Source organism: Roseomonas alba, assembly GCF_019430885.1.
GTDB classification, from domain to species: Bacteria; Pseudomonadota; Alphaproteobacteria; order Acetobacterales; family Acetobacteraceae; genus Neoroseomonas; species Neoroseomonas alba.
In genome coordinates this window covers 99,445-116,060 of sequence record NZ_JAHYBZ010000002.1, presented here as the reverse complement: position 1 = coordinate 116,060, position 16,616 = coordinate 99,445, and the positions used below count along the sequence as shown (strand labels likewise).

Here is a 16,616-nt window from a genome sequence, read left to right as displayed (position 1 = left end):
TGCATTCGATCCAGGCGCCGCCTTCGTTACGGCGGGCCCGGCAGCGATTTTTCGTGGCATGCAGCAGGGCGGGCCCAGGCAGCTGTAACGACGACGCCGGGCGGTTCGAAGACCCTCATCGAAGCGCGCTTCGTTCGAACGCTTCCCGACCGACAATCCCTGGAGAAGTCCCCATGATGAACCGTCGTCATTTCTCGGCGTCCATCGCCGCCGGCGCCGTGGCGTCCCTGGTCGCGTCGCGCGGCGCGGCTGCCGCCGACGCCGTCCGCCCGTCCGCCGCGCGCAACATCGTCTTCGTCCATGGCCTCTTCGCCGACGGGTCCTGCTGGAGCGACGTCATTGCCCGCCTGCAGGCGCGGGGAATGAACGCGACCTCCGTCCAGAACCCGCTGACGACGCTGCCGGAGGCGGTCGCCGCGGCCCAGCGCGTGCTGGCGCGTCAGCAAGGGCCAACCGTGCTGGTCGGCCACTCCTTCGGCGGCATGATCGTCACTGAGGCCGGCATGCATCCGAATGTTTCGGCGCTCGTCTATGTCGCGGCCCGCGCGCCCGATGCGCAGGAGGATTACGGCGCGCTCGCCGGAACCTATCCGACGCCGCCGGCCAGCGCCGGCATCGTCTTCGACGGCGACGAGGGGCGGCTGAGCGAGCAGGCGTTCCTCCGCGACTTCGCCGGCGACCTGCCGGAGGCGCGGGCCAAGGTGCTCTACGCGGTACAGCAGCCCTTCAGCAGGCCGCTGCTGGCCGGCCGGGTGACGCAGCCGGCGTGGCGGTCCAAGCCCAGCTTCTATGCCGTCTCGACCCAGGACCGCACGATCAACCCCGATCTGCAGCGCTTCATGGCCGCCCGCATGAAGGCAAGGACCATCGAGGTCGCGGCGAGCCACCTGTCGCTTGTCTCCCGCCCTGACGACATCGCCGGCCTGATCCTCGAAGCCGCCGGCCAGGCGGCATAGCGGCGGCCCCGCCCATCGGGCATCGCCGCGGCAAGCTCCCGGCCCTGCACGCGAAGGCGCGACGCCTTCCGGGCCGAGGGCTTCTGCGGCGTGCTCGAGAGAGGGCGCGTCATCGCGCTCGGCCGCTACCGCGCCAAGCTGGTCAAAGGCCGCGTCATGGGGATCCCCTTCCAGCATGTCTGGACCGTGCGCGCCGGCCGGACCATCGCGCTCGACGCCGTGGCGGATTGTGGCTGCATGCCCCCGGCCTGAGCCTGATGATGCGCCCGTCTCCGACGCGGATCATGCGTAGCGCCGCATCCGCTGCCCCGGCAGCAGGTCGTAGGGCGCCCGCCAGCCCGGCAGCGCCGCGATTCGCCCCAGCCAGGCATGCACTGCCGGATGCGTCGTCGCGAGGTCGTACCCGCTCTCCTCCGGCGGAAAGACCAGGTAGCCGGACATGGAGATATCCGCGACGGTCGGCCGATCCCCGGCGATGAAGGGCCGCGACGCCACCTCGCCCGCCAGGATGCCCAGGAAGTCGTCCACCCGCGCCCTCAGGAAGGCGAGCACCGCCGGATCGGGATCAGGTGTGAAGGCGCGGCGGTAGCGATAGGTCGCCATGTACCCGCTGAGCTTGTGGTTGTCCCAGAACAGCCAGCGCAGCACCTCGAAGCGCTCGCGCTCATCCGCGCCGCCGAAGCGGCCATGGCGTTCCGCCAGGCTCAGCAGGATCGGCGCGGTCTGGGTCAGGCGTTCGCCATCCTCCTCCAGCACCGGGATCTCGCCCATCGGGTTGACCGCCGCGCGCCATTCCGGCGTGCGCGTCACGCCGCCGGCGAAATCCGTCCAGACGGGCTCGAAGGACTGCCCGCACAGCGTCAGCATCAGCGCGAGCTTGTAGCTGTTCCCGGACTCCGGAAAGTAGTGCAGCCGATATCGGGTCATCGTGGGCTCCTGCGGTCGGCGGCAGGCTTAGGCCGCCACCCGCGCCCGGACCATTCGCTTTCCGGCCCGGCCCTTCAGCCTGATGCAAGGCTCCCCGCTGCCTCGCGCCGCAGCCAGTCGCGGAACTGCGTGAAGCGGCGATCCGCCGGCGCCGAGGCGCGGCGCAACAGATGGAAATGCCGCGGCAGAGGCAAGGCCGCGGGCAGCACGGGCACCAGCCGCCCCGCCTCGATGAAGGGCCGCACGATCGGCTCGATGCCCAGCGCCACGCCCATCCCCGCCGCGGCGGCCTCGTAGACCAGGTGCAGCGTGTCGAAGCTGCGCCAGCCGACCGGCGCGGCCTCCACGCCGGCGGCGGCGAACCACTCCCGCCAGAAGGCCGGCTGGTGATGCGTGCCGATCAGCCGCTGCCCCAGCAGGTCAGCCGGCCCCCGCAGGACCGACATGTCCCGCACGACCTCCGGGCTCGCCACCGGAAAGGCGCTGACCGGCAGGAAGGCCTCCCCGCGCAGGCCGGGCCAGGGCCCGGTGCCAAGCCGGATCGCGCAATCGAGGTCAGGCCGCGCGGACAGGTCCAGCGGCTCGGCCTCGCTGTGCAGTTCCACCGCCACGGCGCCGGGGCGCGCCTGCAACCGCGCCAGTCGCGGCACCAGCCAGCTTGCCGCGAAGCTCGGCAGCACCGTCACGCGCAGGGGATGGCCACCCTCGCGGTGGCGGGCGGCTTCGGTCGCGGCCTGCATGGCATCCCAAGCCGGCCCCAGCGCCGCGATGTAGTTGCGCCCGGCCTCGGTCAGCCGGACGCCCCGCGGCCCCCGCTCGAACAGCGTGACACCCAGCTCGGCCTCGAGCTGCCGGATGCGCCGGCTCAGCGCCGGCAGGGTCAGGGCCATGGAGGCAGCCGCGGCGGTCAGGCTGCGCATCCGCGCCGCCGTCACGAAGGCTTCGATCGGCCCGAGGGGCATGCGCCGCATGACCTGAAGATGGGCTTCACCCGGCACCGGGTCGAGCCCCTAGACCCAGCGTCGCACCCGCGCGCGATACGCGTCGTAGGCAGCCCCGAAGCGGCCGGCGAGATACGCCTCCTCCTTCGCCACCACCAGCCGGTCCAGCACCAGATGGCTCGCCACCAGCGCGATCCAGCCCCACAGATCGCCCCAGCGCAGCGCAAACCCCAGCATGCCCAGGATGAAGCCGAGATAGATCGGGTTGCGGCCGAAGCGGAACGGCCCGCGTTCCACCAGCGCGGCGTCCGGCTTGTCGGGCCGCGGATCGTTGCCCGCCTGCATCATGACGATCAGCGCCCAGCCGATCAGCGCGAGCGCGGCAAACACCACCAGCGCCCCGACCTCCGGCAGAGGCGGCCCCAGCGGCACCGGCACCGCCCGCCCGAGTCCCCAGGCCACCGCCAGCAGCCCGGCCACCATCACCGGCGGCGGCACCCGCACGCCGGGGCCGTGGTCGGTGGCGGTCACGCCTGCTCGCGCGCCGGCAGCCGCATCCAGGCGGGGATCTGCGGGGTGACGATCGTCTCTCCGGCCCGGAAGGGCGCGCGGTCCAGCGCATCGATGCGCAGCAGGGCAAGGCCCCTACCCTCGCGCCCGGACCGCATCTCGCCGACCTCGGCCCCGGCCGCATCAGTCAGCGGCGTGCCCGGTTCGGGCATCGCGCCGTCCACCTCGACCGGAAACAGCCGCTTCTTGAGCAGCCCGCGATAGCGCGTCCGCGCCGTCAGCTCCTGCCCCATGTAGCAGCCCTTGGACCAGGACACGCCGTTCAGCTCGTCGAATCCGCCTTCCAGCAGCACCGACTTTTCCGCCGCCATGTCCCGCGAGCCGTCCGGCAGCCCGAGCGCCAGGCGATGCGCGTCATACGCCTCCGCCGAGGCATCCGCCGGCAGCGGCGTCGCGTGCAGCACCCGCCACCCGGCCCCAGCCAGGCGCGGATCGGCCGCGACCACCTCGCAGCCCGGCGGCGGCGCGCCCCAGGCCGCATGGACATGCCATTCCGCCGAGACGTCCCGCAGCGTCACCTTCGACCGCAGCCGGAACCGGGACAGCCGCTGCACCAGCTCCGGCACCGCCTCCCGCTCGGCATCGATCAGGAAGGCCTCGCCCGTTTCGATGACGAAGAAATCGGCCAGCCACTTGCCCTGCGGCGTCAGCAGCGCCGCCCACACGGCCTGTCCGGGCACCAGCCCCGAAACATCGTTCGACACCAGCCCCTGGAGGAAAGCGACCCGGTCAGGGCCGGTCACCTCGATCACGCCACGGTCGGGAAGCACTGCGATCGCCATGACCCAACAGGTGAGGCGGAATGGCCCGCGCTGCAACCTCCCCCTCTCCGCGCGGGCGTGGTAAGGCGCCCGCCGTGCGCATCCTGTTCATCACCTCGACCCGGATCGGCGATGCGGTGCTGTCCACCGGGGTCATCGACCATCTGATGCGCGCGCATCCCGACGCGCGCTTCACCATTGCCGTCGGCCGCGTCGCCGAGGGCGTCTTCGCCCGCATGCCCGCCCTCGACCGCCTGATCCCCATCGAGAAGAAGAAATACGGCCTGCACTGGCTCGGCCTGTGGCGCCAGGTCGCCTTCACCCGCTGGGACCTGGTGGTGGATCTGCGCGGATCCGCCATCGCCTGGCTGCTGCTCGCGCGGCGCCGCGCCGTGATGCGCGGCGGCCGCCGCCCCGGCCACCGCCTGCTGCACATCGCGCAGACCCTCGGCATCAGCCCCGCCCCGCGCCCGGTCGCCTGGTTCGGCCCCGAGGAATCCGCGAAGGCCGAGGCCCTGATCCCACCCGGCCCGCCCGTTCTCGCCCTCGGCCCGACCGCGAACTGGGTGCGCAAGGTCTGGCCGGCGGATCGCTTCCTCACCCTCGCCCGCCTCCTCACCGGCCCCGGCGGCGCGCTGGAAGGCGCCCGCATCGCGGTGCTCGGCGGCCCCGGCGCGCAGGAGCACGCCATGGCCGAACCCGTCCTGCACGGCCTGCCCGGCGCGATCGACCTGGTCGGCCAGCTCGATCTGCCCGAGGTCGCGGCCGTGATGAGCCGCTGCGCGCTGTTCGTCGGCAACGATTCCGGGCTGATGCACCTCTCCGCCGCCACCGGCACGCCCACGGTCGGGCTGTTCGGCCCGACGCCGGCCTCGGAATACGCTCCGATCGGGGCGCGCGCCCTCGCCGTGCTGGCGAAGGGTCCGCCGGGCAATGCGCCGATGGGCGCGCTGTCCGCGACACGGGTGGCCGAGGAAGCGACGGCCCTGCTGGCACGGCCGGCGGTAGAGGTGGCGGTCTGATGCCGGCGATGTTGCTGTTGGATGGGCGCTGCCTCGGCAAATCACCCCGGCAAAGGCTCGAAACCTCCGCTGGCGGACATCGGAGGGGCTCTGCCCCTCCGAACCACCCCGCCAAGTGCTTGGAGCACTTGGAACGCAGGAACTTGGCGCCGGGCAGAGCGGTCACCCCGTTCCCCTCGCAGCGACCTGCGGGCGCAAAGGCGGGTTTCGATGCTTTTCCTGCCGGCGGCGCACGGCGCCAGGTGATGGTTTCCAAAGGCCCTGTGGCCTTTGGCGGGGTGAGGTCTGGAGAGGGGCAGAGCCCCTCTCCATGTCCGTCACTGCGTCATCCCGGCGCCCGCCCATGACCCGCCTCTCCGCCCTCATCGTCGCCCGCAACGAGGAGCAGCGCCTCCCCGATTGCCTGGCTTCGGTGGCCTTCGCCGACGAGATCGTGGTGGTCCTCGACCGCAGCACCGACGCGTCCGCCGCCATCGCGACGGCGGCCGGCGCGACGATCATCGAGGGCGCCTGGGAACTGGAAGGCGACCGCCGCAACGCCGGCCTCGACGCCTGCACTGGCGACTGGATCATCGAAGTGGACGCCGACGAACGGGTGAACGAACCGCTCGCCCGCGCCATCCGCGCCACCATCGCGACCAGCACCCATGCCTGGCACCAGGTGCCGGTCGATAACTACGTCGGCGACCGGCTGCTCCGGTATGGCTGGGCGGGGTCCTTCGGGACGACCTCGGTGCCGCGGCTGTCGCGTAAGGGGGCGAAGCGCTGGCGCGCGCAGCGCGTGCATCCGGGGCTCGACTGGACGGGGAAGGAGGGCCCGAAGATCACCGAGGGCGCGCTGATCCACCTGGTGGATCGCGACATCTCCGACATGCTGCGCCGGCTCGACAAATACTCGAGTGCGAAGGCGGCGGATCTGCTGGCCTCGGGCAATATCGGCACGCTGCGGTCGAATGTGCGGCGCTTCTTCTCCCGCGGGTTCAAATCCTACGTCTCGCGCAAGGGGTATCGGGAGGGCGGCTGGGGCGTGCTGCTCGCCCTCTGCACCGGCGCCTTTCCGCTGCTGTCCTACCTGAAGGCGTCGCTGGAACCGGACCGGCACCGATGAGAATCGCCCAGGTCATGGCGGGCGCGCATCACGGCGGGGCCGAGGCTTTCTACGAACGGCTCTGCCTGTCCCTGCATGGTGCGGGCGAACAGGTGCTGCCCATCATCCGCCGCGATGCGGAACGCGCGGACCGGCTGCGGGCCGGTGGGCTCGCGCCGGTGGAACTCGGCTTCGGCGGCGTGCTCGACCTGCTGACCGGCCCGCGGCTGCGCGGTGTTCTGCGCGGCTTCGCGCCGGCCGTGGCGGTGGCCTGGATGAACCGCGCGGCGCGCTTCACGCCGAAGGGCGACTGGACGCTGGTGGGACGGCTCGGCGGCTATTACGACCTCAAATACTACCAGCGCTGCGATCACCTGGTGGGCAATACGCGCGACCTCGTCCGCTGGATCGTCGCGCAGGGCTGGCCGGAGGCGCGCGCGCACTACGTCCCGAATTTCGCGGCAGACCTGGCCGGTGCCACGCCAGCGGAGCTGCCGGGCACGACGCGCCTGCTCGCCATGGGGCGCCTGCATCGCAACAAGGGCTTCGACGTCGCGATCCGCGCTCTGGCGCGGCTCCCCGGCGCGCATCTGTCCGTCGCCGGCGAGGGACCGGATCGCGCGGCCCTGGAATCCGTGGCCCGCGATGCGGGCGTCGCGGATCGCGTCACCTTCCTCGGCTGGCGCAGCGACATCGGGGCGCTGCTCGCCGGCGCCGACATCTTCGTGTGTTCCTCCCGGCATGAACCCTTGGGCAATATTGTCCTCGAATCCTGGTCGGCGGGTCGCCCCGTGGTCGCCGCCGCCGCCCAGGGACCGAGTGAACTGATCGAGGACGGAGAGACCGGCCTGCTGGTGCCCATCGACGACGCAGACGCCCTGGCGCGCAACATCGCCGCCCTGATCGCCGACCCCCAGCGTGCCGCACGCATCGCGCAGCAGGGCCGCGCCGCCTTCGAACGCGACTTCACCGAGGCCGCCGTCACCGCGCGCTGGCAGGAATTCCTCGCCATCGTCGCGACGCCGCACAAGGTGGGCTGACGCCATGTGCGGCATCGCCGGACTCGCGCTGAAGCCCGGGGCGCGCCCCGATCCATCCGTGCTGGATGCGATGACGCGCGCCCTCGCCCATCGCGGGCCGGATGGGCACGGCCATCACGTGCAGGGCAATGTCGCGCTGTCGCACACGCGGCTCGCCATCATCGACCTCGTCACCGGCGACCAGCCGCTGCATGCGGGTCCGGCGAGCCTCGTCGGCAATGGCGAGGTCTACAATTACCGCGAGCTGCGCACCGACAACGTGCTGGCCTGCGCGACCGGGTCGGATTGCGAGCCCCCGCTGCATCTGTTCCGCCGCGACGGCGCCGCCTTCGCGGAGTCGCTGCGCGGCATGTATGCCCTGGCGATCCACGACCGAGCCTCGCGCCAGGTGGTGCTGGCGCGCGACCCCTTCGGTATCAAGCCGCTCTATCTCGCCGAGACCGAGCATGGCATCGCCTTCGCCTCCGAGGCGCAGGCGCTGATCGCTGCCGGCCTGGTCACGCCGAGGCTGCGCGAGACGGCCCTGCACGAACTGCTCCAACTGCAATTCACCACCGGCGCCGAGACCATCTTCGAAGGCATCAGCCGCCTGCTGCCCGGCGAGACGGTCGTGATCGCCGATGGCTGCATCGTCGAACGCCACCGCCGTACCGCCCTGCCCGAGGGCGGGCCGGAGACCATCACCGAACGCGACGCGCTGGCGCGGCTGGATGCGGCGCTGGAACAGTCGGTGGACCTGCACCAGCGATCCGACGTGCCTTACGGCATGTTCCTCTCGGGCGGCACGGATTCCGCGGTGGTGCTGGCGATGATGGCGCGGCTGAACGACCGGCCGGTGCTGGCCTTCACGGCCGGCTTCGACGTGGCGAGTGCCGCCGACGAGCGCGATGCCGCCGCGAGGGCCGCCGCCGCGGCCGGCGCGAAGCACGTCACTATCACCGTCAACCGCGACGACGTCTTCCGCCACCTGCCCGAGATCGTCGCCTGCATGGACGATCCGGCCGCCGACTACGCCATCATCCCGACCTGGTTCCTCGCCCGCCGCGCGGTGCAGGAGGTGAAGGTCGTGCTGTCCGGCGAGGGCGGCGACGAGATCTTCGGCGGCTATGGCCGCTACCGTTCCGCCATGAAGCCCTGGTGGCTCGGCGGCAAGGCGATGCGCGCCCATGGCGCCTTCGACCGCCTCGACGTGCTGCGCACCCCGCCCCGCTACTGGCGCGATGGCATCGAGGCCGCCTCCGCCGCCGCCGCGACCCCCGGCCGCACCCGGTTGCAGGCGGCCCAGGCGCTGGATGTCGCGGATTGGCTGCCCAACGACCTGCTGACCAAGCTCGACCGCTGCCTGATGGCCCATGCGGTGGAAGGCCGCACGCCCTTCCTCGACACCGGCATCGCGGCCGCCGCCTTCCGCCTGCCGGATGCGATGAAGGTGCGCGACGGCCAGGGCAAGTGGATCCTGCGGCAGTGGCTCGCCCAGCACTTCCCGGCCAGCGAGCCCTTCCGCAAGAAGCAGGGCTTCACCGTGCCGGTCGGCGCCTGGATCGCGGATGCCGCCGACAGGCTGGCGCCGCTGGTCGCCGCCCAGCCTGGCGTCGCTGCCATCGCCAAGCCCGACCGCATCCTGCCCCTGTTCCGCGCCGCGGCGAGCAAGCGGGAGGGTTTCGCCGCCTGGCACCTGCTGTTCCATGCGCTGTGGCACCGCCGACATGTGGAAGGGGTGAAGGCGGAAGGCGACGTCTTCGCCTTTCTGGCGGAACGCTGATGGCCAAGGACAAGACCCGTTTCGTCTGCCAGGCCTGCGGGGCCGTCTATCCGAAATGGCAGGGCCGCTGCGATGCCTGCGGCGAATGGAGCACCCTGGTCGAGGAAGCCCCCGTCCCGCGCGGCCCTGGCCCGGCGGGCAAGGCCGGCGGCGGGCGGCGCGTCGAATTCGTGGGTCTCAAGGGCGAATCCGCCCCGCCGCCGCGCATCCCGACCGGCATCGCGGAACTGGACCGCGTCCTCGGCGGCGGGCTGGTCGCGGCCTCCGCCGTGCTGGTGGGCGGCGATCCGGGCATCGGCAAATCCACCATCCTGCTCCAGGCCGCCGCGCGCATCGCCAAGGCCGGGCGCCGGGTTCTCTACATCAGCGGCGAGGAAGCGGTGGAGCAGGTCCGCCTACGCGCCGCCCGGCTCGGCCTGACCGACAGCCCGATGGCGCTCGCCGCGGCCACCGCCCTGCGCGACATCGTCGCCTCGCTGGAGGGCGAGTCCGACGCCGCGCTGGTGGTCATGGATTCCATCCAGACCGTCTGGCTAGACGCGCTTGATTCCGCCCCCGGCACGGTCGCCCAGGTGCGCGCCTGCGCCGCCGAGCTCATCCGCCTCGCCAAGGCGCGCGGTTTCGCGATCGTCCTGGTCGGCCATGTCACCAAGGAAGGCACGCTGGCGGGCCCCCGCGTGCTGGAGCACATGGTGGACGCGACGCTCTATTTCGAAGGCGATCGCGGCCACCAGTTCCGCATCCTGCGCGCGGTGAAGAACCGCTTCGGCGCCACCGACGAGATCGGCGTCTTCGAGATGACCGGCACCGGCCTGGTCGAGGTCGCCAACCCCTCCGCCCTCTTCCTTGCCGAACGGCGCGGCAATGTCTCAGGCTCCGCCGTCTTCGCCGGCATCGAGGGCACGCGGCCCGTGCTGGTCGAAATCCAGGCGCTGCTCTCGCCTTCCTCCGGCGGATCGCCCCGCCGGCAGGTGGTGGGGTGGGACTCCGGGCGGCTGTCCATGCTGCTGGCCGTGCTGGAATCCCGCTGCGGACTCAGCCTCGGGCAGAACGACGTCTATCTGAACATCGCGGGCGGGCTGCGCATCGCCGAACCGGCGGCGGATCTGGCCGTCGCCGCCGCGCTGGTTTCGGCCGCGACCGACCGCCCGACCGACCCCGACCGCGTCTATTTCGGGGAAGTCGGCCTCTCGGGCGAGGTCCGCCAGGTCTCCCAGGCCGAAGGCCGGCTGCGCGAGGCCGCCAAGCTCGGCTTCGCCGCGGCCACCCTGCCGCGCCGGGTCGCCCGCGGCGGCAAGGCGCCTGGCGCGCCCGACGGCATGGCCCTGACCGAGACGGGGCACCTTGCCGATCTCGTCGCCGTTTTCGCCGAACAGACCGTCAAGTCGAAGCGCTCGGGCGGGTGACGCGGCCGTGACCCGCCGCTATAGGGGGCAGCCATGAACTGGGTAGATGCCGTCCTCATCGGCGTGATCGTGGTCTCGGCCGCGGTCGCCTATTTCCGTGGACTGGTGCGGGAAGTGCTGAGCCTCGGTGCCTGGATCGGCGCGGCGGCGGCCGCCTTCTTCGCCCGGCCCGCCATCGTCCCGCATGTCCAGACCTGGATCGAACCACCCGTCGTCGCCGACATCGTCGGCACCGGCACGGTCTTCCTGGTCGTGCTGATCATCCTCAAGATCATCACCAATATGATCGCCGACCGGGTGCAGGATTCCATGCTCGGTGGCGTGGATCGCGTCCTAGGCCTGCTCTTCGGCGCCGCACGGGGTGCAGTCGTGCTGGTGGTTGCCTATATCCTCGCCGGGATGTTCGCACCGGATTCCAGCGCCTGGCCCGAGCCTGTGAAGCAGGCCCGCGGTATCGGCATTGTTGCCGAGACCGCAAGACAGGTGGTGGAGAATGTGCCCGCGGCCTATAGGCCGCGGCTTGTGGACGCCCCGGGGCCGGAAGGCCTGACCGTCGACGACCTGCTGCGTCCCCCCGCGCGCAGCCGAAACTGAGGACCGCAATGCTCCCCACCATCGACCAGGACGACGACAAGCCGCATGAGGAATGCGGCGTGTTCGGTGTGTGGAACGGGGGTGATGCCGCCGCGCTGACCGCCCTCGGCCTGCACGCCCTCCAGCATCGCGGGCAGGAAGCGGCCGGCATCGTCACCCTCGACGAATCCGGGCACTTCCACGCCCATAAGGGCCTCGGCCTGGTCGGCGACAATTTCGGCGAGGCCAAGGTCATCGCTTCCCTGCGCGGCGGGGCCGCGGTCGGTCACAACCGCTACGCCACCACCGGCGAGACGGCGCTGCGCAACGTCCAGCCGCTCTACGCCGATTTCGAGTTCGGCGGTTTCGCGGTGGGCCACAACGGCAACCTGACCAATGCCGCCGCGCTGAAGCGCGCCCTGGTCCGCCGCGGCTGCCTGTTCCAGTCCACCACGGACTCCGAGGTGTTCATCCACCTCATCGCCATCAGCCTCTACTCGACGGTGCTCGACCGGCTGATCGACGCGCTCAAGCAGGTCCAGGGCGCCTATTCGCTGGTCGCGCTCCACAACGGCGCGCTGATCGGGGCACGCGATCCGCTGGGCGTGCGGCCGCTGGTGCTCGGGCGCATGGCCAATGGCGGCTATGTCCTGGCGTCGGAAACCTGCGCGCTCGACATCGTCTCGGCCGAATTCGTCCGCGATATCGAGGCCGGTGAGATCATCGTCATCGACGACACCGGCGTGCGCAGCGTGAAGCCCTTCGGCAAGCACGCCAGCCGCTTCTGCATCTTCGAATACATCTACTTCGCGCGTCCCGATTCCGTGATGGAAGGCACGCCCGTCTACGAGACCCGCAAGCGCATCGGCGTGGAACTCGCCCGCGAATCCGGCGTCGAGGCCGATGTCGTGGTGCCGGTGCCCGATTCCGGCGTGCCCTCCGCCATGGGCTATGCTGCCGAGGCCGGCATCCCCTTCGAGCTCGGCATCATCCGCAACCATTATGTCGGCCGCACCTTCATCGAGCCGACCGACCAGATCCGCAATCTCGGCGTGAAGCTGAAGCATTCGGCGAACCGGCCGATGCTGGAAGGCAAGCGCGTCATCCTGGTGGATGATTCGATCGTGCGCGGCACCACCTCCCGCAAGATCGTGGAAATGGTCCGCGCCGCGGGGGCCAAGGAGGTGCACATGCGCATCTCCTCCCCACCCACGACCCACTCCTGCTACTACGGCATCGACACGCCGGAACGCGCGCAACTCATGGCCGCGAAGCACGATGTCGCCGAGATGGCGCGCATCATCGGGGCGGACAGCCTAGCGTTCATCTCGCTGGACGGTCTGTACCGGGCGCTGGGGCGGCCGGCGCGCGATGCCGCCAAGCCGGAATTCTGCGACGCCTGCTTTACCGGGGACTACGCCATTCCGCTGACGGACTGGCAGGACAACGCCGAGAAGCAACTCTCGCTGCTGCAGCCCGCCGGGCAGTGACGGACGGAGGGGCTCCGCCCCTCCAAGCCACCCCGCTACGGGATCCGGCGGACGTGGCCTGGCGCGGTCCTTAGGGCCCCACCGGCCACAGGGCCTTCGGAAACCGGGACTTGCTGCCGGCCGGATCGGTCTTCGCCCCGCATTCTGCCCAGCGAAACCGCCTCGCCCGGCCAGCCGCGCGGACGGTCAGCGCGCCCTGTCCCCGCCGCGGCACGACTCACGGCCTCCGAGAACCGCCGACCTCTGGCCGGGTGAGGTTCGGGGCGGCGCGGCGCTCCTCACCGATCTCCTTCGCCACCTCCAGCCATGCCCGCGCCGCGTGCGACAGAAACGCGCCGCGCCGCCAGATCATCGCCATGTCCCAGTCGATCGCCGGATCGTCCAGCATCAGCCGCGCGACCTGCGCCTGCGGCCGCTGCTCCGAGATGAGCTTCGGCAGGAAGGCCACGCCCAGCCCTGCCGCCGCCAGTTCGATGATGAAGTCGATCTGGCTGCTGCGCACCGCCACGGCCGGGTCGAACCCGATACGCCGGCAGGCGGCGAGGATGATGCGGTTCAGCGCGAAGCCGGCCTCGAACAGGATGAAGGGCTCCTCGCGCAGCGCGGCGAGGCCGATCCGCCCCCGGCCCGCCAGCGCGTGGTCCTGCGGCAGCAGGGCGACTAGCGGTTCGCAGCGCAGGGGTTGCGATTCGAAATCCTCCACGACTGGCAGCAGCGACGCGGCGAGTTCGATGTCGCCGGCGCGCAGCACCTCCTCGAGCCGGTCGGAGCCGTGCTCGACCAGGCGGATCTCGATGCCCGGATAGCGGCGGCGATAGGCGGCGAAGATCGGCGCGAAAACCGTCGCCGCCCCGATCGGCGGCAGGCCCAGGCGCAGCACGCCCCGCTGCAGCCCGCGAATCTCGGCGATCTCCGCGCCCAGGTCGTCGCGCTCGGCCAGCAGGCGCACGGCGCGGCGATATACCGCCTCCCCCGCCGCGGTCATGGTGCTGCGATGCCCGATGCGGTCGAGCAGCGGGACGCCGACCTCTTCCTCGAGCTGCTTCACCGCCTTGCTGACGGCCGATTGCGTCGCGAAGAGCGTCTTGGCGGCCTGCGAGAAGCCGCCCTGGCGGACGACCTCGACGAAGGCGCGCAGGGTACGGAATTCCATTCGATATTCCATACAGGAATGGAATTCAGTCGAACAAGTCGCTCACGGGATGCTGCGCTGCGGCATTAGGCTGCGTCCCGGAGCCACAGCCCATGTCCATCCCTGCCCTAACCATCCCCACCCGCCGCCTGCTCCATCGCAGCCGCATCGCGCAGATCGGCGTGATCACCCTGTTCTGGCTGGCCGGCGAGGCGGTGGTGCGGATCACCGGCCTCGCCCTGCCCGGCGGCATCGTGGGCCTGGCACTCGCCGTCGCCCTGCTGGCCTCGGGCCTTCTGTCCCTGCCGAGCCTGCGGCGCGGGTCCGACTGGCTGCTGGCGCAGATGCTGCTGTTCTTCGTCCCGGCCGTGCCGGCGGTGATGGACCATCGGGAGCTGTTCGGCCTGGTCGGCCTGAAGATCCTGGTGGTGATCCTGGCCGGCACCGCGGCGGTGATGGGCAGCACGGCACTGACCGTCGAAGTGTTCCACCGCTTCGCGGCGCGGCAGGCGCAGGGCCATGGTCATACGGCTTGAATCGGCCGGCTCGGCGCTGCTCTGGTCGGCCGCGACGATCGGCTTCTATGTCCTGGCGCGCAGCCTGTACCGGCGCTGGCCGCGCTGGTGGCTGATGCCGATCGGCCTGGCGCCGGCCCTGCTGATCCTGCTGGTCGTGACGCTGCACGCCTCCTATCGCGACTATATCAGCGGGGCGGGCTGGCTGTTGGCGGCGCTGGGGCCGGTCACCGTGGCCTTCGCCGTGCCGATCTGGGAACAGCGCGCCATGATCCGCCGGCACTGGCCGGTGCTGGTCGCCGGCATGGCAGCGGGCAGCATGACGGCCATCCTCACCGGATGGTTCTTCGCGACGCTGCTCGGGCTGGATGGCTCGCTGCGGCTATCGCTGCTGCCGCGCTCGCTCAGTACACCCTTCGCCATGGAGGTCTCGGGCGATATCGGCGGCGTGCCGGACCTCACGGCGGTCTTCGTCGTCCTCACCGGCCTGCTCGGCGCGGTGATCGGGGATGCGATGCTGGCCTGGCTGCCGATCCGGTCGTCGATGGCGCGGGGCGCGCTCTATGGCATGGCCGCGCATGGCATGGGGACCGCCAAGGCCCATGCGATCGGGCGCGAGGAGGGAACGGTCGCCGGCCTCGTCATGGTGCTGGTCGGCCTGCTGAACGTGCTTGTCGCGCCCGTGGTGGCGTACGTGCTGCGCTAACGCCGGCCGGGAGCCCCCTACGCCAGCCCCGCGTCGTTCTGCCCGGCCGGCGGCGGCGCCTCCAGCCCATGGTCCTCGCGCCCATCGTCACGGATCGGGGGATGCTCCCCGACCGGGATGGCTCCCTTCCCGACGGGCGATCGCCCGCCCCCCCCTGACATCGCGCCGACCCAGCCCCCGATGGGCGCCGGGCTGCGCCTTCCCGCCCCGCCGCCCCATGCCCGCGCAGCACCAGACGAAGGATTCCCCAGGCCATTCCGCCTGTGGCGGGTGGGTCCGGGGAGGCGGAGCCCATCCTCCCCACTCCCCTTCCACTCCCATCCGGCCCCGGTTGCGCAATCCGTCATTCGGGGGCAGAGCCGTCCCCCCATACCGCATCGCACCTTGAGGCTTCGATGACCCAGCACCCCACCCGCGTCGCCCTGATCACCGGCGCCTCCCGCGGCATCGGTGCCGCCGTTGCCGTGGAACTCGGCCGCCGCGGTGTGCATTGCGTGCTGGTCGCGCGGACCCAGGGCGCCCTTGAGGAAGTCGACGACGCCATCCGCGCCGCGGGCGGGGAGGCAGCGACGCTGCTACCGCTCGACCTCCAGCGCCGGGCGCAGGACATCGACATGCTGGGCCCGTCCATCGTGGCACGCTTCGGGCGGCTCGACATCCTGGTCCATGCCGCGGGCGCGCTGTCGAAGCTGACGCCGGTCGCGCATATCGAACCGCGCGACATGGAGGAATCCATCGCGGTGAACTTCTCCGCCTGCTGGCGGCTGATCCGCACCTGCGATCCGCCGCTGCGCGCCGCGCCGGCCGGCCGGGCGGTGATCCTGACGGATGCCGTGGTGCAGGCGCCGGCGGCCTATTGGGGCCTTTACGGCGCCGCCAAGGCGGGCATGGAGCACCTGGTCCGCACCTGGGCGCAGGAGACCGGCGATTCCCCTCTGCGGGTCAACCTGGTCGATCCGGGGGCGGTCGCGACGCAGCTACGCGCCACCGCCTTCCCGGGCGAGGACCGGTCGCTGCTGGCCGAACCCGCCGACGTCGCCCCCGCAATCGCCGCGCTGTGCGAGGAGGCGGAGACCCGGCAGGGCGCCCTAATCCACGCGTACAGCCGCGCCCATTGACGCCCCGGGATCGGGGATCAGCGCCCGCGCGGCGGCCTCGGCCGCGGCGGCACCGGCCTGGGGTGGCGCGGGAATGGGCGGCGCCGGGATGATGACCTCGACCGTCCCGGCCGGGGGTGCCGGTGGCGTGGGCGGTTCCGCCGCGCGCTCGATCGCCCGGCCGATGCGCCGCGCCCAACCGATGCGGTTGTTCTCCTGCGCCTCGGTCAGGGTGGACGGCCCGTCCGCGACGCCGCGATAGGGCGGATAGGCCCGCGGCGGCACCGTCCAGCAATCCACCGCCCCCAGGCTGCGGGTACACATGGGCGGCGCCGCCGGGGCCGGGTCCTGGCCGCAATAGGCCTCCCCTCGCCCGATGCGGGCGATGGAACAATCCTCCCCCGTAACCAGGGAAACGATCGAATCGCCCGTGGTCCGGCCGAAGGCGCGCAGGGACAGTCCTTCCACCGCCGCCGGGATGGCGAGCAGGGGCGCGCCGGGCGCGCCGATGGCCTCGCACCCGGCCAGAACCAGCAACAGGGGCAGCAGGAACCGGCGCATGCATGCAGGAAAGCCCGGACGGGCTTAACGCACCGCCAACGGGCGGCTATGGTCCGCCCCCTTTCAGAGG

The 16,616-nt window shown here is 71.5% G+C and carries 18 protein-coding genes; 12 read left to right on the top strand and 6 right to left on the bottom strand.

The genetic code is table 11. From position 1 onward, the window contains the following. Positions 1–173: 173 nt before the first annotated feature. The gene (locus KPL78_RS04980; RefSeq protein WP_219761819.1) at positions 174–956 is read left to right on the top strand and encodes an alpha/beta fold hydrolase; all 783 of its coding nucleotides are present in this window, start codon (positions 174–176) and stop codon (positions 954–956) included. A 90-nt stretch (positions 957–1,046) separates the two neighbouring features. Beyond that, on the top strand, positions 1,047–1,208 hold the full coding sequence (locus tag KPL78_RS04975) for a hypothetical protein (protein ID WP_219761818.1): 162 nt from the start codon (positions 1,047–1,049) through the stop codon (positions 1,206–1,208). A gap of 30 nt (positions 1,209–1,238) precedes the next feature. Here KPL78_RS04975 and KPL78_RS04970 read toward each other — a convergent pair whose 3' ends face one another. The 4 genes from KPL78_RS04970 to ygfZ all read right to left on the bottom strand — a co-directional run bounded on the left by KPL78_RS04970 (position 1,239) and on the right by ygfZ (position 4,176). After that, a complete protein-coding gene (locus tag KPL78_RS04970) occupies positions 1,239–1,883 on the bottom strand; it encodes a glutathione S-transferase family protein (RefSeq protein ID WP_219761817.1) in 645 nt (214 codons plus the stop codon). Between the two features lie 74 nt (positions 1,884–1,957). Further along, a complete protein-coding gene (locus KPL78_RS04965; protein WP_219761816.1) occupies positions 1,958–2,845 on the bottom strand; it encodes a LysR substrate-binding domain-containing protein in 888 nt (295 codons plus the stop codon). A 48-nt stretch (positions 2,846–2,893) separates the two neighbouring features. Continuing rightward, positions 2,894–3,355 carry a methyltransferase family protein gene (locus KPL78_RS30740; protein ID WP_219761815.1) on the bottom strand — a complete coding sequence of 154 codons (462 nt, stop codon included), beginning with the start codon at positions 3,353–3,355 and terminating at the stop codon, positions 2,894–2,896. After that, positions 3,352–4,176: a CAF17-like 4Fe-4S cluster assembly/insertion protein YgfZ gene (gene ygfZ, locus KPL78_RS04955; RefSeq protein ID WP_219761814.1), complete on the bottom strand. Its 825-nt coding sequence runs from the start codon at positions 4,174–4,176 to the stop codon at positions 3,352–3,354. Before ygfZ ends, KPL78_RS30740 begins: the two co-directional genes overlap by 4 nt. A gap of 74 nt (positions 4,177–4,250) precedes the next feature. On the opposite strand from ygfZ, the gene KPL78_RS04950 reads away from it, so the two are divergent. The 7 genes from KPL78_RS04950 to purF all read left to right on the top strand — a co-directional run bounded on the left by KPL78_RS04950 (position 4,251) and on the right by purF (position 12,535). After that, complete coding sequence (locus tag KPL78_RS04950; RefSeq protein ID WP_219761813.1) at positions 4,251–5,177, top strand: glycosyltransferase family 9 protein; 927 nt, start codon at positions 4,251–4,253, stop codon at positions 5,175–5,177. A gap of 343 nt (positions 5,178–5,520) precedes the next feature. Then, complete coding sequence (locus tag KPL78_RS04945) at positions 5,521–6,285, top strand: glycosyltransferase family 2 protein (protein ID WP_219761812.1); 765 nt, start codon at positions 5,521–5,523, stop codon at positions 6,283–6,285. Beyond that, positions 6,282–7,304, top strand: coding sequence for a glycosyltransferase (locus tag KPL78_RS04940; protein ID WP_219761811.1), 1,023 nt, complete (start codon positions 6,282–6,284; stop codon positions 7,302–7,304). The genes KPL78_RS04945 and KPL78_RS04940 overlap by 4 nt, the downstream gene beginning before the upstream one ends. A gap of 4 nt (positions 7,305–7,308) precedes the next feature. Further along, positions 7,309–9,066, top strand: a complete 1,758-nt coding sequence (gene asnB / locus KPL78_RS04935) for an asparagine synthase (glutamine-hydrolyzing) (protein ID WP_219761810.1) — start codon at positions 7,309–7,311, stop codon at positions 9,064–9,066. After that, positions 9,066–10,472 (top strand): DNA repair protein RadA, encoded by a 1,407-nt coding sequence (gene radA / locus KPL78_RS04930; RefSeq protein WP_219761809.1) that lies wholly within the window; start codon positions 9,066–9,068, stop codon positions 10,470–10,472. The genes asnB and radA overlap by 1 nt, the downstream gene beginning before the upstream one ends. 33 nt (positions 10,473–10,505) lie before the next feature. Beyond that, a complete protein-coding gene (locus KPL78_RS04925; RefSeq protein WP_219761808.1) occupies positions 10,506–11,066 on the top strand; it encodes a CvpA family protein in 561 nt (186 codons plus the stop codon). Positions 11,067–11,074: 8 nt separating this feature from the next. Further along, a complete protein-coding gene (gene purF, locus KPL78_RS04920; protein WP_219761807.1) occupies positions 11,075–12,535 on the top strand; it encodes an amidophosphoribosyltransferase in 1,461 nt (486 codons plus the stop codon). A gap of 217 nt (positions 12,536–12,752) precedes the next feature. Here the strand turns inward: purF and KPL78_RS04915 are convergent, their stop codons facing one another. Next, positions 12,753–13,688, bottom strand: coding sequence for a LysR family transcriptional regulator (locus KPL78_RS04915; protein WP_219761806.1), 936 nt, complete (start codon positions 13,686–13,688; stop codon positions 12,753–12,755). Positions 13,689–13,780: 92 nt separating this feature from the next. Here KPL78_RS04915 and KPL78_RS04910 point away from each other — a divergent pair, with 92 nt between their 5' ends. The 3 genes from KPL78_RS04910 to KPL78_RS04900 all read left to right on the top strand — a co-directional run bounded on the left by KPL78_RS04910 (position 13,781) and on the right by KPL78_RS04900 (position 16,006). Further along, entirely contained in the window at positions 13,781–14,203 is a 423-nt protein-coding gene (locus tag KPL78_RS04910) for a CidA/LrgA family protein (RefSeq protein ID WP_219761805.1), read from the top strand. Beyond that, positions 14,187–14,888: an LrgB family protein gene (locus KPL78_RS04905; protein WP_219761804.1), complete on the top strand. Its 702-nt coding sequence runs from the start codon at positions 14,187–14,189 to the stop codon at positions 14,886–14,888. Before KPL78_RS04910 ends, KPL78_RS04905 begins: the two co-directional genes overlap by 17 nt. 395 nt (positions 14,889–15,283) lie before the next feature. After that, positions 15,284–16,006 carry an SDR family NAD(P)-dependent oxidoreductase gene (locus KPL78_RS04900; RefSeq protein WP_219761803.1) on the top strand — a complete coding sequence of 241 codons (723 nt, stop codon included), beginning with the start codon at positions 15,284–15,286 and terminating at the stop codon, positions 16,004–16,006. Here the strand turns inward: KPL78_RS04900 and KPL78_RS04895 are convergent. Beyond that, the gene (locus KPL78_RS04895) at positions 15,977–16,546 is read right to left on the bottom strand and encodes a hypothetical protein (RefSeq protein WP_219761802.1); all 570 of its coding nucleotides are present in this window, start codon (positions 16,544–16,546) and stop codon (positions 15,977–15,979) included. The genes KPL78_RS04900 and KPL78_RS04895 overlap by 30 nt on opposite strands. Between the last annotated feature and the right edge of the window lie 70 nt (positions 16,547–16,616).

Bases quoted from the DNA above. Each gene is read 5' to 3' on its own strand.
- asnB (WP_219761810.1), top strand. From the start codon at position 7,309: ATGTGCGGCATCGCCGGACTCGCGCTGAAGCCCGGGGCGCGCCCCGAT.
- radA (WP_219761809.1), top strand. From the start codon at position 9,066: ATGGCCAAGGACAAGACCCGTTTCGTCTGCCAGGCCTGCGGGGCCGTC.
- KPL78_RS04940 (WP_219761811.1), top strand. From the start codon at position 6,282: ATGAGAATCGCCCAGGTCATGGCGGGCGCGCATCACGGCGGGGCCGAG.
- KPL78_RS04910 (WP_219761805.1), top strand. From the start codon at position 13,781: ATGTCCATCCCTGCCCTAACCATCCCCACCCGCCGCCTGCTCCATCGC.
- KPL78_RS04965 (WP_219761816.1), bottom strand. From the start codon at position 2,845: ATGCCCCTCGGGCCGATCGAAGCCTTCGTGACGGCGGCGCGGATGCGC.
- KPL78_RS04970 (WP_219761817.1), bottom strand. From the start codon at position 1,883: ATGACCCGATATCGGCTGCACTACTTTCCGGAGTCCGGGAACAGCTAC.
- KPL78_RS04895 (WP_219761802.1), bottom strand. From the start codon at position 16,546: ATGCGCCGGTTCCTGCTGCCCCTGTTGCTGGTTCTGGCCGGGTGCGAG.
- KPL78_RS04925 (WP_219761808.1), top strand. From the start codon at position 10,506: ATGAACTGGGTAGATGCCGTCCTCATCGGCGTGATCGTGGTCTCGGCC.
- KPL78_RS04900 (WP_219761803.1), top strand. From the start codon at position 15,284: ATGACCCAGCACCCCACCCGCGTCGCCCTGATCACCGGCGCCTCCCGC.
- purF (WP_219761807.1), top strand. From the start codon at position 11,075: ATGCTCCCCACCATCGACCAGGACGACGACAAGCCGCATGAGGAATGC.
- KPL78_RS04905 (WP_219761804.1), top strand. From the start codon at position 14,187: ATGGTCATACGGCTTGAATCGGCCGGCTCGGCGCTGCTCTGGTCGGCC.
- KPL78_RS04980 (WP_219761819.1), top strand. From the start codon at position 174: ATGATGAACCGTCGTCATTTCTCGGCGTCCATCGCCGCCGGCGCCGTG.
- ygfZ (WP_219761814.1), bottom strand. From the start codon at position 4,176: ATGGCGATCGCAGTGCTTCCCGACCGTGGCGTGATCGAGGTGACCGGC.
- KPL78_RS04945 (WP_219761812.1), top strand. From the start codon at position 5,521: ATGACCCGCCTCTCCGCCCTCATCGTCGCCCGCAACGAGGAGCAGCGC.
- KPL78_RS04915 (WP_219761806.1), bottom strand. From the start codon at position 13,688: ATGGAATTCCGTACCCTGCGCGCCTTCGTCGAGGTCGTCCGCCAGGGC.